The sequence below is a fragment of the Cronobacter sp. HA18006 genome (assembly GCF_011605445.1).
GTDB lineage: Bacteria > Pseudomonadota > Gammaproteobacteria > Enterobacterales > Enterobacteriaceae > Cronobacter > Cronobacter sakazakii.
Genome location: NZ_JAANQB010000011.1, coordinates 171627 through 193046 on the forward strand (window position 1 = coordinate 171627; position 21420 = coordinate 193046).

The window sequence follows — 21420 nt, forward strand, 5'->3', positions numbered from 1 at the left end:
GTGTTAGCGGTAGTTCCCCTCTGTGGCAGCAGTAGCACGATGGAGATCGCGAATGGTAGCGTCCAGAACTGGACTTAAACGGAAAACAACCCGCACCACCCGGCGCGGAGGAGCCTCCTCCGGCAGCGTTATCTCCACCCCCTCAGAAACGTTCAAAGCTTCTCACCCTGTTCCAGACGATGCGGTAAGCGGTGCGCGTAGCCGTACTACCGCGTCTTTTCGACCGGCAATCTATGGCTTAAAAGGAAGCCAAACCTCAAATGTTTGTGCGCATAATCGCGTCCATCAGCAGGACGCGGCTCATGTAAACCAACTTAACAAGGTGCCATCCATGGGAAGACAGAAAGCAGTGATCAAAGCTCGTCGTGAAGCAAGACGCGTTCTCAGACGAGATTCACGCAGCCACCGGCAGCGTGAAGAGGAATCGGTCACCACGCTTGTGCAAATGAGTGGCGTTGAAGCAATCGGCATGGCGCGGGACAGCCGCGATAACGCGCCGATTGTCGCTCGTACCGACGCTCAGGCGCATTATCTTGAGGCTATTGAGAGCAAACAGCTGATATTCGCCACCGGTGAAGCCGGATGCGGCAAAACGTTTATCAGCGCGGCGAAAGCCGCTGAGGCCCTGATTCATAAGGATGTCGACAGGATAATTGTCACCCGCCCGGTTCTGCAGGCCGATGAAGATCTCGGCTTCCTGCCCGGCGATATCTCTGAGAAGTTCGCCCCGTATTTCCGCCCGGTGTATGACGTGCTGGTGCGCCGTCTTGGTGCTTCCTTCATGCAATATTGCCTGCGCCCGGAAATCGGGAAAGTTGAGATTGCGCCGTTCGCCTATATGCGCGGACGTACCTTTGAGAACGCCGTCGTGATTCTGGACGAGGCCCAGAACGTGACAGCCGCGCAGATGAAGATGTTTTTAACCCGCCTCGGGGAGAACGTGACCGTGATAGTCAATGGCGACATCACCCAGTGCGATTTGCCGGCGGGCGTGCAGTCCGGCCTGAGCGACGCGCTGGCGCGTTTTGAGGAAGATGAGATGATTGGCATCGTGCGGTTCGGTAAAGCCGATTGCGTACGCTCCGCGCTCTGCCAGCGAACGCTTAACGCCTACGATTAAGCTCGCCTGATATCACCATGTAAAAGCCCAACGTGTGTTGGGCTTTTTTTGTTTTTATCTTTTGCGTTTTCTCTGTGGCTGGAAGGTGGGTGCGCTTGCGCTTACCCCCCTTATGGGCGGTTTTGCAGGGCAGGTAAGCGGAGCGCACCTGCCGTTTCGCAGACGAATGGTGGGTGCGCTTACGCTTACCCACCCTACGGCAGGTTTTGTAGGGCAGGTAAGCGGAGCGCACCTGCCAATGCAGGCGAATGGTGGGTGCGCTTGCGCTTACCCACTCTACGGAAGGTTTTGTAGGGCAGGTAAGCGGAGCGCACCTGCCGTTTTTCTGGCGCGATATAAAAACAAAAAAGCCTGAGGGTTAGCTCAGGCTCTTTCTTTGAATATGGCGGTGAGGGAGGGATTGATTCGGCCCGTTGGGCCTCACCCTGCGGGCAGTCAGCTCGCGTGGCTCGCAGACTGTCCCCCTGGCTGCGCCAGTGGTCGAACCCTGGTCGAGGCTTCTCATCCCTCCCGGGTCGGCGCGATATAAAAACAAAAAAGCCCGTACTCGCGTACAGGCTCTTTCTTTGAATATGGCGGTGAGGGAGGGATTCGAACCCTCGATACGTTGCCGTATACACACTTTCCAGGCGTGCTCCTTCAGCCACTCGGACACCTCACCATATTGTCTTGCTGCCTCGCGTAGCGGGGCAACGGGGCGCTACTATAGGGATCTGCATGAAAACGGTCAAGCAGATTTTTTTCTTTCTTTATCGTTCGGTTAAGGGTTAAACGAAATGGCGTTTTCTCCTGCAAAACCCGCCATTACAGCCCTCAATACCGCCTGATATCCCTTCATTCGCTTCGCTTATCGCGTTTTCTGTACCAGGCTTAAACCACAACTATGAGACAGAGAATGTGGAGCACTATGAAAGAGCGAAATCGTACTATCGGCATCGCGCCTTATGGCGGATCGGCGGGCGGCTGGGGCGCACTGAAGGCCGTTGCTGACGCTATCCGCGGCCAGATGTCGGTGAAGCAGGACGTGATTGCCCTGTTCAAAGTCAATCAGCCGCAGGGGTTTGACTGCCCAGGCTGCGCCTGGCCCGATCCGCAGCACGCCTCGTCGTTTGAGTTTTGCGAAAACGGCGCGAAAGCGGTCTCCTGGGAGGCCACCAGCAAACGCACCACGCCGGATTTTTTCGCGGCGCATACCGTCAGCGAACTTTGGGAGCGCAATGCGTTTGAGCTGGAAGGCGAGGGGCGACTGACGCACCCGATGAAATACGACGCGGCTAGCGATACCTATCAACCTATTGAATGGGAAACGGCGTTTCAGGAGATTGGCGAGCGCCTGCGCAGCTATGACGACCCGGACAGCGTGGAGTTTTACACCTCGGGGCGCGCCTCCAACGAAGCCGCATTCCTGTGGCAGCTTTTCGCCCGCGAATATGGCACCAACAACTTCCCGGATTGCTCCAACATGTGCCACGAACCGACCAGCGTCGGCTTGCCAGAATCTATCGGCGTCGGCAAAGGCACCGTAGAGCTTGACGATTTCGACCACTGCGACCTGGTGCTGTGCATCGGTCATAATCCCGGCACTAATCACCCGCGTATGCTCGGCACGCTGCGCGAAGTCTCGAAGCGCGGCGCGACTATTGTCGCTATAAACCCGCTTCGCGAGCGTGGCCTAGAGCGGTTTACCTCGCCGCAAAGCCCTATTGAGATGCTGTCGTTGAGTTCCACTGCGCTCGCCTCGACGTACTATAAAGTGCGCGTCGGCGGCGACGCGGCCATGCTCAAAGGCGTAATGAAAATTTTGCTCTCCATGCATGAAGAGGCGCTGGCGAACGGTGAGCCGGGCATCATTGATGAGGCGTTTATCCGTGAGCATACCGAAGGGTTTGAGGCGCTGAAGGCGGATCTCGACGCGACCGAGTGGGATCACATCCTGAAAGTCTCCGGTATGGAGCGCAAAGAAATCCAGAATGTCGCGCGTCTGTATGCAAAGGCGGAGCGGACCATTATCTGTTACGGCATGGGGATAACCCAGCATCAGTACGGCACCCAGAACGTGCAGCAGATCGCCAACCTCCTGCTGCTGCGCGGCAATATCGGCAAAAAAGGCGCAGGCATCTGCCCGCTGCGTGGGCATTCTAACGTGCAGGGCGACCGCACGGTGGGCATCACGGAGATCCCGCCGCAGTCGCTGCTTGACAGTATCGAGCGCGTTTTTGGTTTTAAACCGCCGCAGAAACACGGCCATGGCGCTGTCGCTGCGATTCAGGCGATGCGCGACGGTAAAGCCAAAGCGCTGCTGTGCCTGGGCGGTAATCTGGCCGAGGCGATTTCCGATCCGCAGGTCACATTTCCGGCCATGCACAATCTCGATTTAGTCGTACATATGGCGACCAAACTTAACCGTTCGCATTTGCTGCTCGGCAAGCACAACTATATTCTGCCGGTGCTGGGCCGCACGGAAACGGACGTGCAGGCGTCGGGCGAACAGAGCATTACCGTTGAGGATTCGATGTCGATGGTGCACGCCTCGCGGGGCATGCTGCAACCAGCGTCGCCGCACCTGCGCTCAGAGCCCGCTATCGTGGCGGGGCTTGCCAAAGCGACGCTGCCGGAGACGGTCGTCAACTGGGACAAAATGATCGGTGATTACAGTTTTATCCGTGACGCCATCGAGGCGGTGTTCCCGGCGTTCGCGAACTTCAATGAGCGCGTGAAGCAGCCGGGCGGTTTCCGTCTGCGCAACGCGGCCTCGGAGCGCGTCTGGAATACGCCATCCGGCAAGGCGCAGTTTAAGGTGATGCAGGGGATTAATGAGGATCCGCGATCGCTTAAGTGCCACGATCTGGTGCTGACCACGCTGCGCAGCCATGACCAGTACAATACGACGCTGTATGGCCTGAATGACCGCTACCGCGGCGTGACCGGGCGGCGCGACGTGTTGTTTATCAACCCGGATGAGGCAGAAAAACGCGAGCTGCGCGTGGGCGATCAGGTAAACGTGACCGCGCTTGATCCGGACGGCAATCCGACCTCGCGGCGGCTCAATAACCTGACAGTGGTGGTTATCGATATGGCTCCTGGCTCGGTGGGGGCCTATTACCCCGAGGCCAATGTGCTGGTGCCGCTGGACAGTCATGACACTCAAAGCGGGATCCCTGCTTACAAAAGTATCCCAATCGCGATGGAGCGCGTCGCCGAGCCGGTGACGACGTCGGGGGCGCGGCGCTAACCGGTGGGCACCTGCTTTCTCGCGGGCGTGGTGGGTGCGCTGGCGCTTACCCACCCTACGGCAGGTTTTGTAGGGCAGGTAAGCGGAGCGCACCTGCCGTTTTCCTGGCGCGATATAAAACAAAAAAGCCTGTACTTGCGTACAGGCTCTTTCATTGAATATGGCGGTGAGGGAGGGATTGATTCGGCCCGTTGGGCCTCACCCTGCGGGCAGTCAGCTCGCATGGCTCGCAGACTGTCCCCCTGGCTGCGCCAGTGGTCGAACCCGGGTCGAGGCTTCTCATCCCTCCCGGGTCGGCGCGATATAAAACAAAAAAGCCCGTACTCGCGTACAGGCTCTTTCTTTGAATATGGCGGTGAGGGAGGGATTCGAACCCTCGATACGTTGCCGTATACACACTTTCCAGGCGTGCTCCTTCAGCCACTCGGACACCTCACCATATTGTCATCCCGATGCTGTCGGGACGGGCGCTAATGTAGGGGAAAGGCCCATAGGCGTCAACGTAAATTTAGCGCTTTTCGGCGCGTTTAAACAAACTTCATACAAAATGCGCTTAAAACAACCATTTTTTATCTGGTCCCATGATCCGTTACAGGAATGAATATATGCGTTTTTTTTAATCGCTTACATTGACAGATTTCTTTAATCTGTGCGGCATAATCAAAAGCGATAAATAATTCGCATGGCAAATAATACAAAAAATAATGATTAAATCGCATGAATACAAGCCGAAGAAATTATCATCTATAGACTAATGAAACAGGCGTGCTGAAATAATTAGAGAGTAAGATAATATTCAATTAATATATATTTTGATTGAATGAAACAATGTAACAAGCACAAAATAAAATTTGCTATTTATCTGGAAACTTTAAAGAAAAATGAGGCAGGGAATTGTCAACTTATTTATCTGCGGATAATATGCGCGGGCATTTCATCATAGCGGATATTTATTCGCAAAAAAAATGGTTTTGGATTAACAATCAAGGAGAAGATATGAAAAAAAAACTCTGTTGGATGGCGCTTGCAGGCGCGCTGACATTTTATGCCGCTTCAGTTTTAGCCGCGGATGGTAAAATTAATTTCACAGGAAAAATTACCGATCAGGCATGTGAAATTGATGATGACGATAAAGTGCTGGATGTGGATCTGGGTGTCTATTCCGTTAATCAGTTTAACGCGACCGTCGGTGTTAAAACGCCGCCTATTCCTGTGAAGATTAAGCTCAAAAACTGCCCGGTTGTGGAATCAGGTGAAAACCCGCACTTTAGCGTTTATCTCACGGGCGATGCCGATCCGGTGAATAAAGATTACCTGAAAGTAGCAGATGGCGGTGCTACCGGCGTGGCGATTGTCATTACGGATGATGAAGGCACGCTTATTCCTATGAACCAGTTCTCTCAGCGTAAATTTGAAATTCCCGATGCGACGATGGATCTCAACCTCATTGCCTATTATGAGTCAACAAGCACCACGGTTGGCGCAGGGGTAGCTAACGGGACAACCGATATTACTTTTGATTATCGCTAATTAAGCAATTATTTAACGTATCATCAAGCCGTTAACACGGGTTAGCGGCTTGTTATTCTTCTTTCAAACTGAGTTGACTATGCGTGCGATGAGAAAATTTATTCTCAGGGTGAATCTTTTTATCTTTCTGCTCTTTATGGTAAATAACGTCACCGCCGGTGGTATTGTCGTTGGCGGTACTCGTATCATTTATGAGGGAAATAAAAAAGAGGCGGCACTGGGCGTTAAAAATAACAGCACTGAGAGCCCCTTTTTATTGCAAACGTGGGTGGATAACGGAGACGGGAAAACGCGCGGCCCTTTTATGGTCACACCGCCGCTATTTCGTATCGAGCCTTTAGAAGATCATGAATTGCGTATTGCGAAAACGGGTAGCCTGCCGGAGGATCGCGAATCGTTATTTTATCTGAATATCCGGGCCATCCCACCCTCATCTCAGGATGCGGTCAATACTCTCAAGCTCGTGGTGAAAACCCGCCTCAAGCTGTTTTACCGCCCGCAGGCGCTGGTTGCCGATGCGCAGACGGCTTATAAACAGCTCACATTTCATCTCGCCGGTGGTCAACTGGTGGCCGAAAACCCGACGCCCTTTTACATGGTATTTGACAGCCTGAAGGTGGGAACAACACGCATTCAGAGCGCTGATATGCTCGCGCCTTTCGCAAACCAGCACTTTACGCTGCCCGCAACAGAAACCGGGCGGGAGGTGAGCTGGCGCGTCATCAATGATTATGGCGGCGTGACAAAACCTGAGACTCGTCATTTGTGAGCCTGACAGCAAGGAATGCGCCAGTGAAAATAAACATTAATGCCTTAAACCCGGGGTTGCCCGGGCGTGCTTTCGCGTCGGTGCTGGCCACTACGCTGACCTTCACTGCGGGTGGCTTTGACAATGCTTGTGCGCAGGAGAAAGTCTGGTTTGATCCGGCGCTTATGGAGCAGGGTGATCCGGGCCAGCGGGGCGTCGATCTCTCCATTTTTAGCGTGAAAGACCAGCTCCCCGCGGGCAACTACCCGCTGCGCATTCGGCTTAACGACAGCGAAATGTTTACCCGAACGATTTCTCTGACGATGGATGCGAGCGGAGAAACCCATCCGGTTATTACGCCTGCGCTGTTACAGGAACTCAACGTCAAAACCGACGCCTATCCGGCGCTGGCGGCACTGGCACCGCTGGCACCGATTGAGGATATTGGCGCGCTGATCCCGGCGGCATCGGTGCGGCTTAATACGCATCGGATGGCGCTGGAAGTCAGTATTCCTCAGGCGGCGTTGCGACACACTGCCCGGGGCTATGTCGATCCACAATACTGGGATGACGGCGTCCCGGCGTTATTTAGCAACTACACGTTTAACGGTACGGATACGCATAGCGATGTGGGCGAGAGCGATTCTTCACGGTATCTCAACCTGCAGAACGGACTGAATATTGGCCCGTGGCGCGTTCGTAACTATTCCACCTGGAACAAAAGCGACGACGAGGCGCACTGGGACTCGATCTACACCTATGTGCAGCGGGATATTAAACCCTGGCGTTCACAGTTAACGCTTGGAGAAAGTTATTCCCCGTCAGCCATCTTTGACAGCGTGAAATTCAAAGGCGCGCAGCTCGCATCCGACGATAATATGCTGCCTGACAGTCTGCGCGGGTTTGCGCCGGTTATCCGGGGCATCGCAAATTCCAGTGCCGAAGTGACGGTACGCCAGAATGGCTACATCATTTTTCGCGATACCGTGGCGCCGGGGGCGTTTGAAATCAGCGATCTCTATCCCACCTCGCATAGCGGCGATCTGGAGGTCACCATTAAAGAGGCTGATGGCAAAGAGCGACGTTTCATTCAGCCCTTTTCCGCCGTACCGATCATGCAGCGGCCTGGTCAGGTGAAATACAGCCTGACGGCGGGTGAGTACGATCCAAACAGTGCTGAAGATGCTACACCGACGTTTGCACAGGGGACGATGATTTATGGCGTCAATAATCAGCTGACGCTTTACGGCGGTGCAATGGGCGCTGATACCTGGCAGGCCGCCGCGTTAGGGGTAGGCGTTGGGCTGGATGAATGGGGGTCGGTCTCACTTGATATCACGCATGCGCGCAGCCAGTTACAGAATGACACCACATCGTCAGGCGAGTCTTATCGTTTTCAGTACTCCAAAAACATTGCGCTGACGGACACCTCCATCACACTTGCCGGATACCGGTATTCCACCAGTGGTTACTTCGGCTTTGACGAAGCAAGCCATGACGCATCCTGGTTCGACGATCGCTACGGCGGGTACTATCAGCAGCGTAGCCAGCTACAAATCAGCATTAGTCAGACGCTCGACAGCATGGGTTCATTTTACCTGAACGGCTATCAGCGTGATTTCTGGAATCGCACGGATAAAGAACAGAACCTTTCTACTGGTTTCGCCTTCTCAGCAGCAGGTGCGACATGGTCGCTCTCCGCCACGTGGAATAAAACGCAAGAGCAGACTGACCGGCAAATTGCACTCAGCGTCAGCGTGCCGTTGAGCCGTTGGCTCTCTAACAGCTGGGCGACGTTTAACGTGAGCCAGAATCAGGATGGCGACACGCGTTACCAGAGCGGCCTCAGTGGCACGCTGATGGATGACGGCAGGCTTAGCTATTCGCTTCAGCAGAGCTATAACCAGGCGGGACAAGAAGGCGATAACACCGCCGACAGCAGCGCTGATGTAAACTACAAATCACGTTTCGCCAATATGAGCCTGGGGTATTACCACGCCGATGATTCGCAGCAGTGGAATTACGGTGTCTCTGGCGCGCTGGTGGTCCACCCTCATGGCATCACCTTTTCTCAGCCGCTCGGCGACGCTTTTGCGCTGGTGGATACCAATGGCGCAGGCGATATCCGCTTTAAAAATCAGGCCGGGGTGGCAACCGACTGGCTGGGCTATGCCGTCATTCCCTGGCTCACACCCTATGAGAGAAATGAACTGTCGCTTGATACCACCACACTGCCCGCGGGTGTCGATGCCGACAACACGCACATGACGCTTATCCCGAACAAAGGCGCACTGGTTTATGCCCGTTTTGACGCGCGTAAAGGATCTCGGGTGTTGCTGACCCTGCGACAGGCGAACGGTCAGCCTGTGCCGTTTGGCGCACTGGTCACGCTGGAGGGTATTGAAAACTATGAAAGTATGGTGGGTGAGGGCGGCGTGGTGTATCTGTCCGGCGTCAAACAGAACGGTATGGCGCAGGTGAAATGGGGCAACCATTCCGGGCAAACAGTGCAAAGCGCCTGTTGTTTTACACGACGCGGCATCAGGCGAAAGTGATTTGCTATCGCTGACCGCCGTGTGCCGATAATAAGAGAACGACCTTATGTTAAGAAAACTATCTGGCGTAATAGTGGTTTGCGCGGCGCTAAACACACCGCATTTGCAGGCAGCTACGGGTTTCTGCAATACCACGAACGGCCCCAAAATTTATACCGTCGATGCGAGCATGTCGGTCTCCGATCCTGATAATAACCAGACCGGGAAAACATTTACCGAACGGTTTGGTTCCTCAGAAAATTACAGCGCGCATTGCGATTGCGATGATAGCGACCTCAACAAAGATCCGCACCCAGGCGCGTACTATAAAGGTGAGTATCTGGCCCCCGCCACTCAATATGGCAGCGCATATTATATACATGTTAATGACAATATTGAGCTTGCGGCGGCCATCAACATCGCTAATGTGGGGGATGTGCAGGTGCCATTTACCGATATCTGGAACAAAAAAAATAATGGCTGTTCACTTAACAGTTTTACTACCGGGCAGAGTGGCGTGCTGGCATTTCGCATCAGCAAGCCTTTTTTTGGGCAGATGACGATTCCGCAAATGGCTGTGGCGGCGATTTACGGCACCGTAAGGCCAGGTCAATATTCCAGCGAGCCGATGGCTAAAGTCTTCGTTGAAGGCACTATCACCGTGCCGCAAAGCTGTGAAATCAATGCAGGCGAGGTGATCTCCGTAGATTTCGGCACCATTTTTGCCAAAAATTTCGCAACACGCGGCCATAAACCGGAAGGATTCGTGGATAAAAAAACAACCATTGCCTATATCTGTAAAAATATCAGCGATGGCGTGACGTTAACGATGACGTTTTCCGGCGCGCCAGCGAACAGCATCCCGGAGGCGCTCGCCACCACAAACCCGGATGTCGGAGTATTGCTTAAAGACGACGGCGAGCAGGTCATCCCTATAAACACAGGAGAAGTGCCAATGCCGCTGGATCCGTCAACCGATATGACCAACCGCACTGGCAAGGTCGATATCCTTACGGCACCGGTGAACCTTAGCGGTAATACGCCGCAAATGGGTGAATTTTCCGGCTCAGCATCAATCACCATCGATATTCGCTAATCCTTTTCGCTTTTCCTCTGACAGCTGCCCCAAAGGCGGCTGATTTTGTTATGGTTAATCCCATTAACCTGTCAGGAGAAGCGCCGTGGACATCCTCTTTTACCATCCCACTTTTGATATCAGCGAATGGGCGGTTTTATTGCAACGCCATCTGCCGCAGGCGCGCTTGCGCGCCTGGCAGCCCGGCGATAACGCCGCCGCAGATTACGCGCTGGTCTGGCATCCCCCGTATGACATGCTGCGCGGACGCGTGGATCTGAAGGCGATTTTCGCCCTCGGCGCGGGCGTCGATTCGCTGTTAAGTCGTTTGAATGAATACCCGGATCTGCTGCCGTCCGGCGTGCCGCTGTATCGGATGGAGGATACCGGTATGGCCGCCCAAATGCAGGAGTACGCCATAAGCCAGGTGCTGCACTGGTTCCGCCGCTTCGACGATTACGCCGCGCTACAGCGCGAGGCGCGCTGGGAGCCGCTTGAGGAGTATCGCCATGCGGATTTCCAGGTAGGCGTCCTCGGCGCGGGCGTGCTCGGCGGCCAGGTGGCGCAGAGTCTGAGCCGCATGGGGTTTCCTGTGCGCTGCTGGAGCCGCAGCCGCAAAGCGCTGCCTGGCGTTGAAAGCTTTGCGGGGCCCGATGAACTACCAGCTTTTCTGCGCGGCACACGGGTGCTGATTAATCTCCTGCCCAACACGCCGGAAACGGTGGGCATTATTAACGCGCAGTTGCTGGCGGCGCTTAACGACAACGCGTATGTCCTGAACCTGGCGCGCGGTGTACATCTGGTGGAGGAAGATCTACTGGCCGCGCTGGATCGCGGGAAAGTGAAGGGCGCGATGCTGGATGTTTTTCATCAGGAGCCATTGCCAGCCGATAGCCCCCTGTGGCGACACCCGCGCGTGCGCATTACGCCTCACGTGGCGGCTGTTACCCGGCCTGAAGAAGCGGTGGCCTTTATCGCACAGAGTATTACGCGAATCGAGCGCGGCGATATACCACCGAATCAGGTGGACGTGGCTCGCGGCTACTAGCGCCCCGGCGATTCGGCTAAAAATCGCCGGGGATACCTGTTATCCTTGCATAAAATCACAGAGGAGAGCGCCATGTATCCCGTTGACCTGCATATGCACACCGTCGCCAGCACCCATGCCTACAGCAACCTGCATGATTACATCGCCGCGGCGAAGCAAAAAGGTGTCCGGCTTCTGGCTATCACCGATCACGGCCCGGACATGGCGGATGCGCCGCATCACTGGCACTTTATTAATATGCGTATCTGGCCGCGCGTCGTGGATGGCGTCGGCATTCTGCGCGGTATTGAAGCGAATATTAAAAACCGCGAAGGCGAGATTGACTGCACCGGCCCGATGCTCGATTCACTCGATCTGATTGTTGCGGGCTTCCACGAGCCGGTATTTGCGCCGCAGGATAAAGACGCCAATACCGAAGCGATGATCGCGACGATGGCAAGCGGCACGGTGCATATCATCAGCCACCCCGGAAACCCGAAATATCCCGTCGATATTCCGGCTGTCGCCGCTGCTGCCGCCAAATATCAGGTCGCGCTTGAAATTAATAACTCATCGTTTACCCACTCCCGTAAAGGCAGCGGACCAAACTGCAAAGCGATCGCCGCCGCAGTACGCGATGCGGGCGGCTGGGTGGCGCTGGGTTCGGACTCCCATACTGCGTTTACGCTCGGCGATTTCCATGAATGCCGCAAGGTGCTGGATGAGGTCGATTTCCCGGAAGATCGCATCCTTAACGTGTCGCCGCGCCGTCTGCTCAATTTTCTTGAAACCCGCGGAATGACGCCGATTGCTGAATTTGTCGCCCTTTAATTTTGTCTGAAATGGAATCTGTTAATGAATGAGTTTTCAATAATTTGCCGCCTGCTCGGCTCGCTCTGGTACCGTGCGCCGCAGGATCCGGTTGTGGCACCGATTTACGGTCTTATCCGCGAAGGCAAGCTCGCGCAGAACTGGCCGCTTGAGCAGGATGAGCTACTGGCGCGGCTGCAAAAAAATGCCCAGCCGGACGCCGTCGAGGCAGATTATCAGGCGCTGTTTGGTCAGGATGACGCCCGGGTGTCGCCGCTGCGTTCCGCCTGGGTGGCAGAGAGTAGCGAGCAGGAGATTCGCGCCTTTTTAACCGCGCGCGGCATGCCGCTCGGCGAGGCGGCGGCGGATCATTTTGGTCTGCTGCTGCTGGCGGCCTCATGGCTTGAAGATCAGTCTGCGGAAGATGAAATTGAGGCGCAGGAAACCTTATTCGGCGAGTTCCTGATCCCATGGTATGAAACGTTCCTCGGCAAAGTGGAAGCGCACGCCGCCACGTCATTCTGGCGCACGCTGGCGCAGATCACGCGTGAAGCCATCCAGGCGATGTGGGAAGAACTGCAGGAAGAGGAAGAAGAGGGGGATGCGGAGTAATTTTTATATGTGATTAGCGTCACATATAAAATGTAACTCACTGTGCGTTATTTCATGTGACGTGCGACAGATCGCATTTCTTCGGCGGCGTTTTGTTAAGATACGCCGCCATGAACAGACACTTTTCTCTCGCATTAACGACTGGCCTGCTTTCCGCCCTCTGGGCGTGGGCCGCCGTCGCACTCGGCCTGCCTTCCTGGGCAGGCTTTCTCGGCTGTACGGCCTGGTTCGCCAGCCCCAAAGGCGGCGTTACTGGCTTTCTGACTATTCTCTTTACGCTTGGCAGCGGTGTGCTGTGGGCGCAGGTAATTATCGCCGGTAGCGCTGTAGCGCCTGGAATCACGTGGTTAAGCTACGCCATGACCGGTGTAGTGGCGTTTCTAATGTGTATTCAGTCGCGCCAGACGCTACTCAGTTTTGTTCCAGGGACGTTTATCGGTGCCTGCGCCACGTTTGCCGCACAGGGCGACTGGAAAAGCGTGCTGCCCGCGCTGCTGCTGGGCCTGCTCTTTGGCGTAGCGATGAAAGCGAGTGGGCAATGGCTTGCCGGACGCGCAGCGCCAAAAAGCACCACGGTTGCTGAGTGAAATAAAACCCGCTTAGGCGGGTTTTATTGTTTTTCGCCTTGACGCTGCCGTGTTCCGTTTTCCTTAAGCTCTGTTAGTCCTGATTAAGCGCTTTACTCATTCCCCATCCCTCACTTTTTTTGCTCTGGCCTCTTCCCTGATCTTTAATTGTAATTTATATGTTAATAGTAAGTTAAAATAACAATACCTCAGGGGAACTATTATGATCTTTACGTCATTGCGTATTGCCGCTATTAGCGCTGCACTTGCATCTTTCTCTGGCGCAACCCTGGCGCAGTCGGTTGGAACGATTACCTTTCATGGCGCGATTGTTGAAGAAGGCTGTGCGGTCGCGCACCAGACGACGCACATTGAAGTATCGTGCTCGCATGGCACTAAGATGTACCGACAGACGCTCTCTCTGCGCGGCTCGGGTGTACGCGAACGCCATTCTGAGTGGGTGCACAGCCGCCTCGATTACCTCAATCCCTCGCATACGATGGGTATCCTGACACTGACCTACCGTTAAGCAGGTTTTGGCGGCAGCCTCCCGGTGTGCTGTTCTACACTTTAGGGAACACAAATGGTCAGGAGAGAAGTATGTCCGGACGTATCAATGTGGTGCAGGGTGATATCACCCTCATCGATGTCGACGTTATCGTCAACGCCGCCAATCCCTCATTGATGGGCGGCGGCGGGGTGGATGGCGCAATTCATCGTGCCGCCGGACCGGCGCTACTCGCCGCCTGCAGGCAGGTGCGCCAGCAGCAGGGCGAATGTCAGCCAGGCCACGCGGTGATAACTGAAGCGGGCGATCTCGCCGCGAAAGCCGTCGTACATACGGTGGGCCCGGTCTGGCGCGGGGGGCAGGATAACGAACCGCAACTGCTGGCGGATGCCTATCGCAACAGTCTTCAGCTTGTCGCCGCCAATGGTTACAACAGTGTGGCGTTCCCGGCGATCAGCACCGGTATCTACGGTTACCCGAAAGCGGCAGCGGCGCAAATCGCCTTTGAGACCGTTTCAGACTATCTCACCAGGCACCCTCAACCGAAGCAGGTATACTTTGTCTGCTATGACGAAGAAAACTTCCTGCTTTACCAGCGGTTACTGGGACAATACGACGAACAGCCGGGCGCATAACACCCGGCTCGGACGCGCTATCGCCCCGACGACGGCGCAGCACCCCAACCACAGTGGTTTACATCCGCTTGATGACAGCCTCGACGCCTTCGCCGCCCGCTACCTGCTGGCGGAGATGGCGGAGCAGACTATCGACGTCCAGTACTATATCTGGGAAGACGATATGTCCGGGCGGTTGCTGTTTGGCGCACTGCTGGCGGCGGCGCGACGCGGCGTGCGGGTGCGTATTCTGCTGGATGATAACAATACGGTGGGCATGGACAGCACGCTGCGGCTGCTGAATGCCCATCCGAATATTGAAATCCGTCTTTTTAACCCTTTCTCTTTTCGAACGCTACGCGCGCTCGGTTATCTCACCGATTTCGCCAGGCTCAACCGCCGGATGCATAACAAAAGCTTCACGGTGGATGGCGAAGTGACGATCATTGGCGGGCGCAACGTCGGCGATGCCTATTTTGGGGCAGGCGAACAGCCGCTGTTCTCCGATCTCGACGTGCTGGCGATTGGCCCGGTGGTGGCGGAGGTCACACAGGATTTCGAGCGCTACTGGCGCAGCCGGTCAGTCTCGACGCTGGATAACGTGCTGGACGTCAAGGACGAAGAGATAGACGCCCGCGTGCAGTTGCCGCCGCACTGGAAGGACGATCCGGTGGCGCAGCGCTACCTTGAGCGTCTGGAGAGTACGCGTTTTGCGAGCTATATCGAAACACGCACGCTCCCGCTTGTGTGGGCCAAAACGCGGCTGTTAAGCGACGATCCGCGCAAAGGGCAGGGGAGAGCGCGCCGACATACCCTCCTTCCGCAGCGCATGATGACGCACATCGGCGAGCCCAAATCGCAGTTCGATATCATCTCCTCCTATTTTGTGCCGACACGCGGCGGCGTGGCGATGCTACTGGCGCTGCGTCGTAAAGGCGTGAGGATCGCCATACTCACCAATTCGCTGGCGGCGAACGATGTCGCGGTCGTTCACGCGGGGTACGCACGCTGGCGTAAAAAACTGCTGCGTCACGGCGTCGAACTGTATGAGCTGAAACCGACGCGTGAGGCCGGGCGTGTACCGCATGACCGCGGGCTGACCGGCAATTCCGGCTCCAGCCTGCATGCCAAAACCTTCAGCGTCGATGGAAATCAGGTGTTTATCGGCTCGTTTAATTTCGATCCGCGCTCGGCGATGCTCAATACCGAAATGGGTTTTGTGATTGAAAGCGAAACGCTGGCGGGCGCGATTCATAAGCGCTTTACGCGTACGCGGCGCGAGGCGGCCTGGGCGCTACGTCTTGACCGCTGGGGGCGCATCAACTGGATAGAAGAGAAAGACGGTCAGGAGATTGTCTGGAAAAAGGAGCCGAAAACGCGCTTCTGGCAGCGCCTTTTGGTGCGCCTTGTGTATCGTCTGCCGGTTGAGTGGATGCTCTGAAAGCACGCGCCGCGAGGGCGCGTGTCACTATCACCCCGTCGCGGTACCCGGCGACGGGGTTTTATTTTGCGGCTTGCCTGAGAACAGAAAGCGTAGTAGCGGAATGCGCAGATGGGCCTCATACAGCGCCACCGCAATGCCAATCACAAACACCAGGCCTGCGATAAAGCCCAGCGCGTTAGAGTGAATGTGCGGCGTGATATACGCGCCGAAGAACAGCGTCAGCGGGTGGTGCACCAGATAGATAAACAGCGAAGCGTTAACAAAGTAGGTGACCCGCGCCGATTTGAAATTCAGCAGGCGGTGGCCGAGCGAGAACACCACATTCACCATCCACAGGCCCATCAGCATGCTAATAACGTTGTCAGTTTCATACATCCAGGCGTCGCCGCTGCCGTATCGCTGGTTCAGCAGATAGGCGACAAAGGCCACGGTCGAGCCCACCGCGCAGCCAGGCGAGAACGTCGTAAAACGGTTTTTCAGCGAGGCGTGTTTAAACGCCAGCGCGCCGAGAATAAAAAACGGCGAATAAAACAGGGTCTGCATCACCACAAAATTAAACAGCCCGTCGCTTAATATCGGCGCATAGACGATAAAAATAAAACGGCGCAAAGCAGCAAACGCGACGCCAAAAAGTAAAAACAACGCTGAGAGTTTTCCTAATGTCAGTCGTTCAGCCAGCGCCGCGCTTTTTTCTTCCGGGACGTTTTTTATCCACTGAAATATCAGCAGACCGAGCGTCGTGAAAACCACCAGCACTAACAAAAACCATAAATGCGACGTGAGTTCCCACACCAGCGTATTGTATTTGTCGTAACCGGAAAGCGTATGCCAGCTATCGGCGCGGCCTTTGACATATTGCAGCATCAAAAATTGCGGCAGTGTGAGCAAGGGGATCGCGGTCAGCATCGGAATGCCGACACGCTCCACGCGTACTTTCCACCAGCGTTTTCTTGGGTAACGCAGGAACAGCATGTAGGAAAAATATCCTGAAATAACAAAGAAGACCTGCATGCGGAAGGCGTGGATGAAGTCATTGAACACTGTCAGGCCTTCAGAGGGCGTCAGGCTGTTAACGTGCCACTGATGCGTGGAATAGATCAGCGAAATATGAAACGGGATGCCAAGGAGCATCAACCATGCGCGTATGGAATCGAGAAAAAATTCTCTCTGTGTTGGTGTCGTCATATCACTCCATAAAATCTCGGACTATTCGCCTTATCCCTCAGGCTGATTCTGTTTTAGATTCGGCCCCCACCCTACAGGAAGGCCGCGACACAGTCTCCAGGACAAATTCGCAAAGCGAAAATGGCGCGCATTCATTTGCTTAATCGCTGAACCGACGTGCTGAACAAAGCGGGGATTGTGTTGTCGGAAACCGCAAGTTTCCATTAAAATGGATCGGATTGATTTAAGCACACAAAGGGGGAAGTGCTTAGTTATATGAAACATAAAACACAGATGATGAAAATGGGTTGGCTGGGTGCAGCAGTGATGTTGTCACTTTATACCACTTCAGGTTGGGCCTTCACTATCGACGACGTCGCAAAACAGGCGAAATCCTTAGCGGGAAAAAGCTATGAAGCGCCGAAAAGCAACCTGCCCTCCGTTTTCCGCGATATGAAATACGCGGACTACCAACAGATCCAGTTCAATCACGACAAAGCCTACTGGAGCAAAATCAAAACCCCGTTCAAGCTTGAATTCTACCATCAGGGTATGTACTTCGACACGCCGGTTGCCCTTAACGAGGTGACGGCCAATACGGTTCGCAAAATTAAGTACAGCCCGGATTATTTCAATTTCGGTAATGTGCAGCACGACAAAGATACGGTTAAAGATCTGGGCTTTGCTGGTTTCAAAGTGCTCTACCCGATCAACAGCAAAGATAAAAACGACGAAATCGTCAGCATGCTCGGCGCGAGCTACTTCCGCGTGATTGGTCAGGGCCAGGTGTACGGGCTTTCCGCGCGCGGTCTGGCTATCGACACCGCGCTGCCCTCTGGCGAAGAGTTCCCGCGCTTTCGCGAGTTCTGGATTGAGCGTCCTAAACCGACCGACAAACGCCTGACGATTTACGCGCTGCTGGATTCTCCGCGCGCGACTGGCGCCTATCGCTTCATCATCACCCCCGGTCGCGATACGGTTGTGGATGTACAGTCGAAAGTCTACCTTCGCGATAAAGTGGGCAAACTGGGCGTTGCACCGCTGACCAGCATGTTCCTCTTCGGGCCGAACCAGCCGTCGCCGGCGACTAACTACCGCCCGGAACTGCATGACTCCAACGGTCTTTCCCTGCACGCCGGTAACGGCGAGTGGATCTGGCGTCCGCTGAATAACCCGAAACATCTCGCGGTCAGCACGTTTACCACCGAAAACCCGCAGGGCTTTGGCCTGTTGCAGCGTGGCCGTCAGTTCTCCCGTTTTGAAGATATTGACGACCGCTACGATCTGCGTCCGAGCGCGTGGGTCACCCCGCAAGGGCAGTGGGGGAAAGGCAAAATCGAGCTGGTGGAAATTCCAACCAACGACGAAACCAACGATAACATCGTCGCTTACTGGACGCCGGATCAGCTGCCGGATCCGGGCAAGGAGATGAATTTCAAATACACCATCACCTTTAGCCGTGACGAAGACAAACTGCACGCGCCGGAAAACGCGTGGGTGCTGCAGACGCGTCGTTCCACGGGCGATGTGAAACAGTCCAATCTCATTCGTCAGCCGGACGGTACCATCGCGTTTGTGGTGGATTTCACCGGCACCGAAATGCAAAAGCTGCCGGACAACACGCCGGTGACCGCTCAGGCGAGCATTGGCGATAACGGCGAAATCGTAGAAAACAGCGTGCGCTACAACCCGGTCACCAAAGGTTGGCGTATGACGCTTCGCGTGAAAATCAAAGACGCCAAGAAAACCACTGAAATGCGCGCTGCCCTTGTGAATGGCGACCAGCCGCTGAGTGAAACCTGGAGCTATCAGCTACCTGCCAATGAATAAGTCTACTGAGTATATCGACCTGCTGCCGCTTTCTGACGCTGAGAAAGCGGCGCTGCCGACATCGGACATGCAGGCCCTTCATCAGGCGCTGGACGCTGAAGGGCGCGTCTGGGCCCGCGAGGATGATTCCCCGCTGGGCTCGGTGAAAACGCGTCTCGAACAGCGCTGGTCAGACTCGCTCAAGGGCGATCAACTGATCAAAGACGATGAAGGCCGCACCCAGATCCAGGCCATGCCAAAGGCAACACGTTCCTCCATGTTCCCGGACCCGTGGCGCACCAACCCGATTGGGCGCTTCTGGGACCGTCTGCGCGGTCGTGAAGTGCTGCCGCGCTACATGGCGGGGCTGACGAAAGAAGAGCGCGCCGCGGAGCAGAAATGGCGTACGGTCGGCACCATCCGCCGTTACATTCTGCTGCTGCTGACGCTCTCTCAGACCGTCGTCGCCACCTGGTATATGAAAACCATTCTGCCGTATCAGGGCTGGGCGCTGATCAATCCGGCGGACATGATGGGCCAGGACTGGCTGGTGTCGCTGATGCAACTGCTGCCGTATGTGCTGCAAAGCGGCATCCTTATCCTGTTCGCTATCCTGTTCTGCTGGGTGAGCGCCGGGTTCTGGACGGCGCTGATGGGCTTTTTGCAGCTGCTTATCGGTAAAGATAAGTACAGCATCTCCGCCTCGACGGTGGGCGACGAGCCGATAAACCCTGAGCACCGCACTGCGCTTATCATGCCTATCTGTAACGAAGACGTGGATCGCGTCTTCGCGGGCCTGCGCGCCACCTGGGAGTCGGTGAAAGCCACCGGCCAGCAGGCGCACTTCGACGTGTATATCCTGAGCGACAGTTACAATCCGGATATCTGCGTTGCCGAGCAGAAAGCCTGGATGGAGCTGATTGCCGAAGTGCAGGGCGAAGGGCAGATTTTCTATCGCCGCCGTCGCCGTCGTGTGAAGCGTAAAAGCGGCAACATCGACGATTTCTGCCGCCGCTGGGGCAACCAGTACAGCTACATGGTGGTGCTGGACGCCGACTCCGTGATGACGGGCGACTGTCTGACCGGTCTGGTGCGTCTGATGGAAGCGAACCCGAACGCCGGGATCATCCAGTCGTCGCCGAAAGCCTCCGGGATGGACACGCTCTATGCTCGCTGCCAGCAATTTGCAACACGCGTTTACGGGCCTCTGTTTACCGCCGGCCTGCACTTCTGGCAACTGGGCGAATCGCACTACTGGGGCCATAACGCGATTATCCGCGTGAAGCCGTTTATCGAGCACTGTGCGCTGGCACCGCTCCCGGGCGAGGGCTCTTTCGCAGGCTCTATCCTCTCCCACGACTTTGTGGAAGCGGCGCTGATGCGTCGTGCAGGCTGGGGCGTATGGATTGCCTACGATCTGCCGGGCTCTTATGAAGAGCTGCCGCCGAACCTGCTGGATGAGCTTAAGCGCGACCGTCGCTGGTGTCATGGCAACCTGATGAACTTCCGTCTGTTCCTTGTTAAAGGGATGCACCCGGTTCACCGCGCGGTGTTCCTGACGGGCGTGATGTCTTATCTGTCAGCGCCGCTCTGGTTCCTGTTCCTGGCGCTCTCGACGGCATTGCAGGTAGTACACGCGCTCACCGAGCCGCAATACTTCCTCCAGCCGCGTCAGCTCTTCCCGGTGTGGCCGCAGTGGCGTCCTGAGCTCGCGATAGCGCTGTTTGCTTCAACGATGGTGCTGCTGTTCCTGCCGAAGCTTTTGAGCGTCATTCTCATCTGGTGTAAAGGCCCGAAAGAATACGGCGGTTTCCTGCGCGTGACGCTCTCTCTGCTGCTGGAAGTGCTGTTTTCGGTACTGCTGGCGCCGGTGCGTATGCTGTTCCACACCGTGTTTGTGGTGAGCGCGTTCCTTGGCTGGGAAGTGGTCTGGAACTCGCCGCAGCGCGACGACGACTCCACCCCGTGGAGCGAAGCGTTCATGCGTCATGGCTCTCAGCTGTTGCTGGGGCTGGTGTGGGCGGTCGGCATGGCGTGGCTTGATCTGCGCTTCCTGTTCTGGCTGGCGCCTATCGTGTTCTCGCTTATCCTGTCGCCGTTTGTGTCGGTGATTTCGAGCCGCGCGACCGTCGGCCTGCGCACCAAACGCTGGAAGCTGTTCCTGATCCCGGAAGAGTATTCGCCGCCGCAGGTGCTGGTGGATACCGACCGTTATCTGGTGCTCAACCGAAGCCGTTCACTGGACGATGGCTTTATGCACGCGGTGTTCCATCCGTCGTTTAACGCGCTGGCAACCGCCATGGCGACCGCGCGTCACCGCGCAAGCCACGTGCTGGAAATTGCCCGCGATCGTCATGTCGAGCAGGCGCTGAACGATACGCCGGAGAAACTGAACCGCGACCGCCGTCTGGTACTGTTGAGCGATCCGGTTACGATGGCGCGTATGCACTACCGCGTCTGGGCACACCCGGAGCGCTATTCATCCTGGGTAAATCATTATGAGACGCTGAAGCTTAACCCGCAGGCATTAAGCACGCCGTAAGCGTTAAGCGTAGTGAAATGAAAATGCCGGCCATTAAGGCCGGCATTTTTTTGCCCGCAGGACGGGCTGTTATACTGCATACATA

At 55.6% G+C, this 21420-nt stretch carries 15 protein-coding genes, 2 tRNA genes, 2 other RNA genes and 1 pseudogene; 15 read left to right on the forward strand and 5 right to left on the reverse strand.

Annotated elements, in window-relative coordinates; translation table 11 throughout:
• Positions 1-331 precede the first annotated feature (331 nt).
• Positions 332-1120: a phosphate starvation-inducible protein PhoH gene (gene phoH, locus G9X48_RS02550; RefSeq protein WP_004387572.1), complete on the forward strand. Its 789-nt coding sequence runs from the start codon at positions 332-334 to the stop codon at positions 1118-1120.
• A gap of 383 nt (positions 1121-1503) precedes the next feature.
• Here the strand turns inward: phoH and G9X48_RS02555 are convergent.
• A non-coding RNA gene (locus G9X48_RS02555) (RtT sRNA) lies at positions 1504-1646 on the reverse strand.
• A 47-nt stretch (positions 1647-1693) separates the two neighbouring features.
• Positions 1694-1781 (reverse strand) — tRNA-Ser (locus tag G9X48_RS02560).
• A 246-nt stretch (positions 1782-2027) separates the two neighbouring features.
• Here G9X48_RS02560 and G9X48_RS02565 point away from each other — a divergent pair.
• Positions 2028-4352 carry an FdhF/YdeP family oxidoreductase gene (locus G9X48_RS02565; protein ID WP_097640789.1) on the forward strand — a complete coding sequence of 775 codons (2325 nt, stop codon included), beginning with the start codon at positions 2028-2030 and terminating at the stop codon, positions 4350-4352.
• Positions 4353-4513: 161 nt separating this feature from the next.
• Here the strand turns inward: G9X48_RS02565 and G9X48_RS02570 are convergent.
• Positions 4514-4656, reverse strand: a non-coding RNA gene (locus G9X48_RS02570) — RtT sRNA.
• Positions 4657-4702: 46 nt separating this feature from the next.
• Positions 4703-4790: transfer RNA gene (locus G9X48_RS02575), tRNA-Ser, on the reverse strand.
• Between the two features lie 558 nt (positions 4791-5348).
• Here G9X48_RS02575 and G9X48_RS02580 point away from each other — a divergent pair.
• From G9X48_RS02580 to G9X48_RS02630, 11 genes and pseudogenes are all read left to right on the forward strand, one after another.
• Entirely contained in the window at positions 5349-5882 is a 534-nt protein-coding gene (locus G9X48_RS02580; RefSeq protein WP_097641551.1) for a fimbrial protein, read from the forward strand.
• A gap of 79 nt (positions 5883-5961) precedes the next feature.
• Positions 5962-6651, forward strand: a complete 690-nt coding sequence (locus G9X48_RS02585) for a molecular chaperone (protein WP_097641545.1) — start codon at positions 5962-5964, stop codon at positions 6649-6651.
• A gap of 23 nt (positions 6652-6674) precedes the next feature.
• Positions 6675-9216, forward strand: a pseudogene (locus tag G9X48_RS02590) (fimbria/pilus outer membrane usher protein).
• Positions 9217-9231: 15 nt separating this feature from the next.
• Positions 9232-10260, forward strand: a complete 1029-nt coding sequence (locus G9X48_RS02595) for a fimbrial protein (protein WP_171964755.1) — start codon at positions 9232-9234, stop codon at positions 10258-10260.
• 85 nt (positions 10261-10345) lie between these two features.
• The gene (ghrA, locus tag G9X48_RS02600; RefSeq protein WP_097641548.1) at positions 10346-11287 is read left to right on the forward strand and encodes a glyoxylate/hydroxypyruvate reductase GhrA; all 942 of its coding nucleotides are present in this window, start codon (positions 10346-10348) and stop codon (positions 11285-11287) included.
• A gap of 72 nt (positions 11288-11359) precedes the next feature.
• Entirely contained in the window at positions 11360-12097 is a 738-nt protein-coding gene (locus G9X48_RS02605) for a phosphatase (RefSeq protein ID WP_097641549.1), read from the forward strand.
• 24 nt (positions 12098-12121) lie between these two features.
• Positions 12122-12688: a molecular chaperone gene (locus G9X48_RS02610; protein ID WP_032989950.1), complete on the forward strand. Its 567-nt coding sequence runs from the start codon at positions 12122-12124 to the stop codon at positions 12686-12688.
• A 110-nt stretch (positions 12689-12798) separates the two neighbouring features.
• Complete coding sequence (locus G9X48_RS02615; RefSeq protein ID WP_004385249.1) at positions 12799-13275, forward strand: DUF1097 domain-containing protein; 477 nt, start codon at positions 12799-12801, stop codon at positions 13273-13275.
• A gap of 202 nt (positions 13276-13477) precedes the next feature.
• On the forward strand, positions 13478-13783 hold the full coding sequence (locus G9X48_RS02620; RefSeq protein WP_097641550.1) for a hypothetical protein: 306 nt from the start codon (positions 13478-13480) through the stop codon (positions 13781-13783).
• Positions 13784-13854: 71 nt separating this feature from the next.
• Positions 13855-14397, forward strand: a complete 543-nt coding sequence (gene ymdB / locus G9X48_RS02625) for an O-acetyl-ADP-ribose deacetylase (RefSeq protein WP_012125107.1) — start codon at positions 13855-13857, stop codon at positions 14395-14397.
• On the forward strand, positions 14330-15817 hold the full coding sequence (locus tag G9X48_RS02630) for a phospholipase D family protein (RefSeq protein ID WP_129559939.1): 1488 nt from the start codon (positions 14330-14332) through the stop codon (positions 15815-15817). The genes ymdB and G9X48_RS02630 overlap by 68 nt, the downstream gene beginning before the upstream one ends.
• Positions 15818-15847: 30 nt before the next feature.
• Here the strand turns inward: G9X48_RS02630 and mdoC are convergent, their stop codons facing one another.
• Positions 15848-17005, reverse strand: coding sequence for a glucans biosynthesis protein MdoC (gene mdoC, locus G9X48_RS02635; protein ID WP_085661396.1), 1158 nt, complete (start codon positions 17003-17005; stop codon positions 15848-15850).
• Positions 17006-17278: 273 nt separating this feature from the next.
• On the opposite strand from mdoC, the gene mdoG reads away from it, so the two are divergent.
• Positions 17279-18814 carry a glucans biosynthesis protein MdoG gene (gene mdoG, locus G9X48_RS02640; RefSeq protein ID WP_097640899.1) on the forward strand — a complete coding sequence of 512 codons (1536 nt, stop codon included), beginning with the start codon at positions 17279-17281 and terminating at the stop codon, positions 18812-18814.
• Positions 18807-21335 (forward strand): glucans biosynthesis glucosyltransferase MdoH, encoded by a 2529-nt coding sequence (gene mdoH, locus G9X48_RS02645; protein WP_004385243.1) that lies wholly within the window; start codon positions 18807-18809, stop codon positions 21333-21335. Before mdoG ends, mdoH begins: the two co-directional genes overlap by 8 nt.
• The last annotated feature ends 85 nt before the right edge of the window (positions 21336-21420 follow it).

Coding starts and splice junctions, on each gene's coding strand:
- phoH (WP_004387572.1), top strand. CDS start 332: ATGGGAAGACAGAAAGCAGTGATCAAAGCTCGTCGTGAAGCAAGACGC.
- G9X48_RS02565 (WP_097640789.1), top strand. CDS start 2,028: ATGAAAGAGCGAAATCGTACTATCGGCATCGCGCCTTATGGCGGATCG.
- G9X48_RS02580 (WP_097641551.1), top strand. CDS start 5,349: ATGAAAAAAAAACTCTGTTGGATGGCGCTTGCAGGCGCGCTGACATTT.
- G9X48_RS02585 (WP_097641545.1), top strand. CDS start 5,962: ATGCGTGCGATGAGAAAATTTATTCTCAGGGTGAATCTTTTTATCTTT.
- G9X48_RS02595 (WP_171964755.1), top strand. CDS start 9,232: ATGTTAAGAAAACTATCTGGCGTAATAGTGGTTTGCGCGGCGCTAAAC.
- G9X48_RS02605 (WP_097641549.1), top strand. CDS start 11,360: ATGTATCCCGTTGACCTGCATATGCACACCGTCGCCAGCACCCATGCC.
- G9X48_RS02610 (WP_032989950.1), top strand. CDS start 12,122: ATGAATGAGTTTTCAATAATTTGCCGCCTGCTCGGCTCGCTCTGGTAC.
- G9X48_RS02615 (WP_004385249.1), top strand. CDS start 12,799: ATGAACAGACACTTTTCTCTCGCATTAACGACTGGCCTGCTTTCCGCC.
- G9X48_RS02620 (WP_097641550.1), top strand. CDS start 13,478: ATGATCTTTACGTCATTGCGTATTGCCGCTATTAGCGCTGCACTTGCA.
- ymdB (WP_012125107.1), top strand. CDS start 13,855: ATGTCCGGACGTATCAATGTGGTGCAGGGTGATATCACCCTCATCGAT.
- G9X48_RS02630 (WP_129559939.1), top strand. CDS start 14,330: ATGACGAAGAAAACTTCCTGCTTTACCAGCGGTTACTGGGACAATACG.
- mdoC (WP_085661396.1), bottom strand. CDS start 17,005: ATGACGACACCAACACAGAGAGAATTTTTTCTCGATTCCATACGCGCA.
- mdoG (WP_097640899.1), top strand. CDS start 17,279: ATGATGAAAATGGGTTGGCTGGGTGCAGCAGTGATGTTGTCACTTTAT.
- mdoH (WP_004385243.1), top strand. CDS start 18,807: ATGAATAAGTCTACTGAGTATATCGACCTGCTGCCGCTTTCTGACGCT.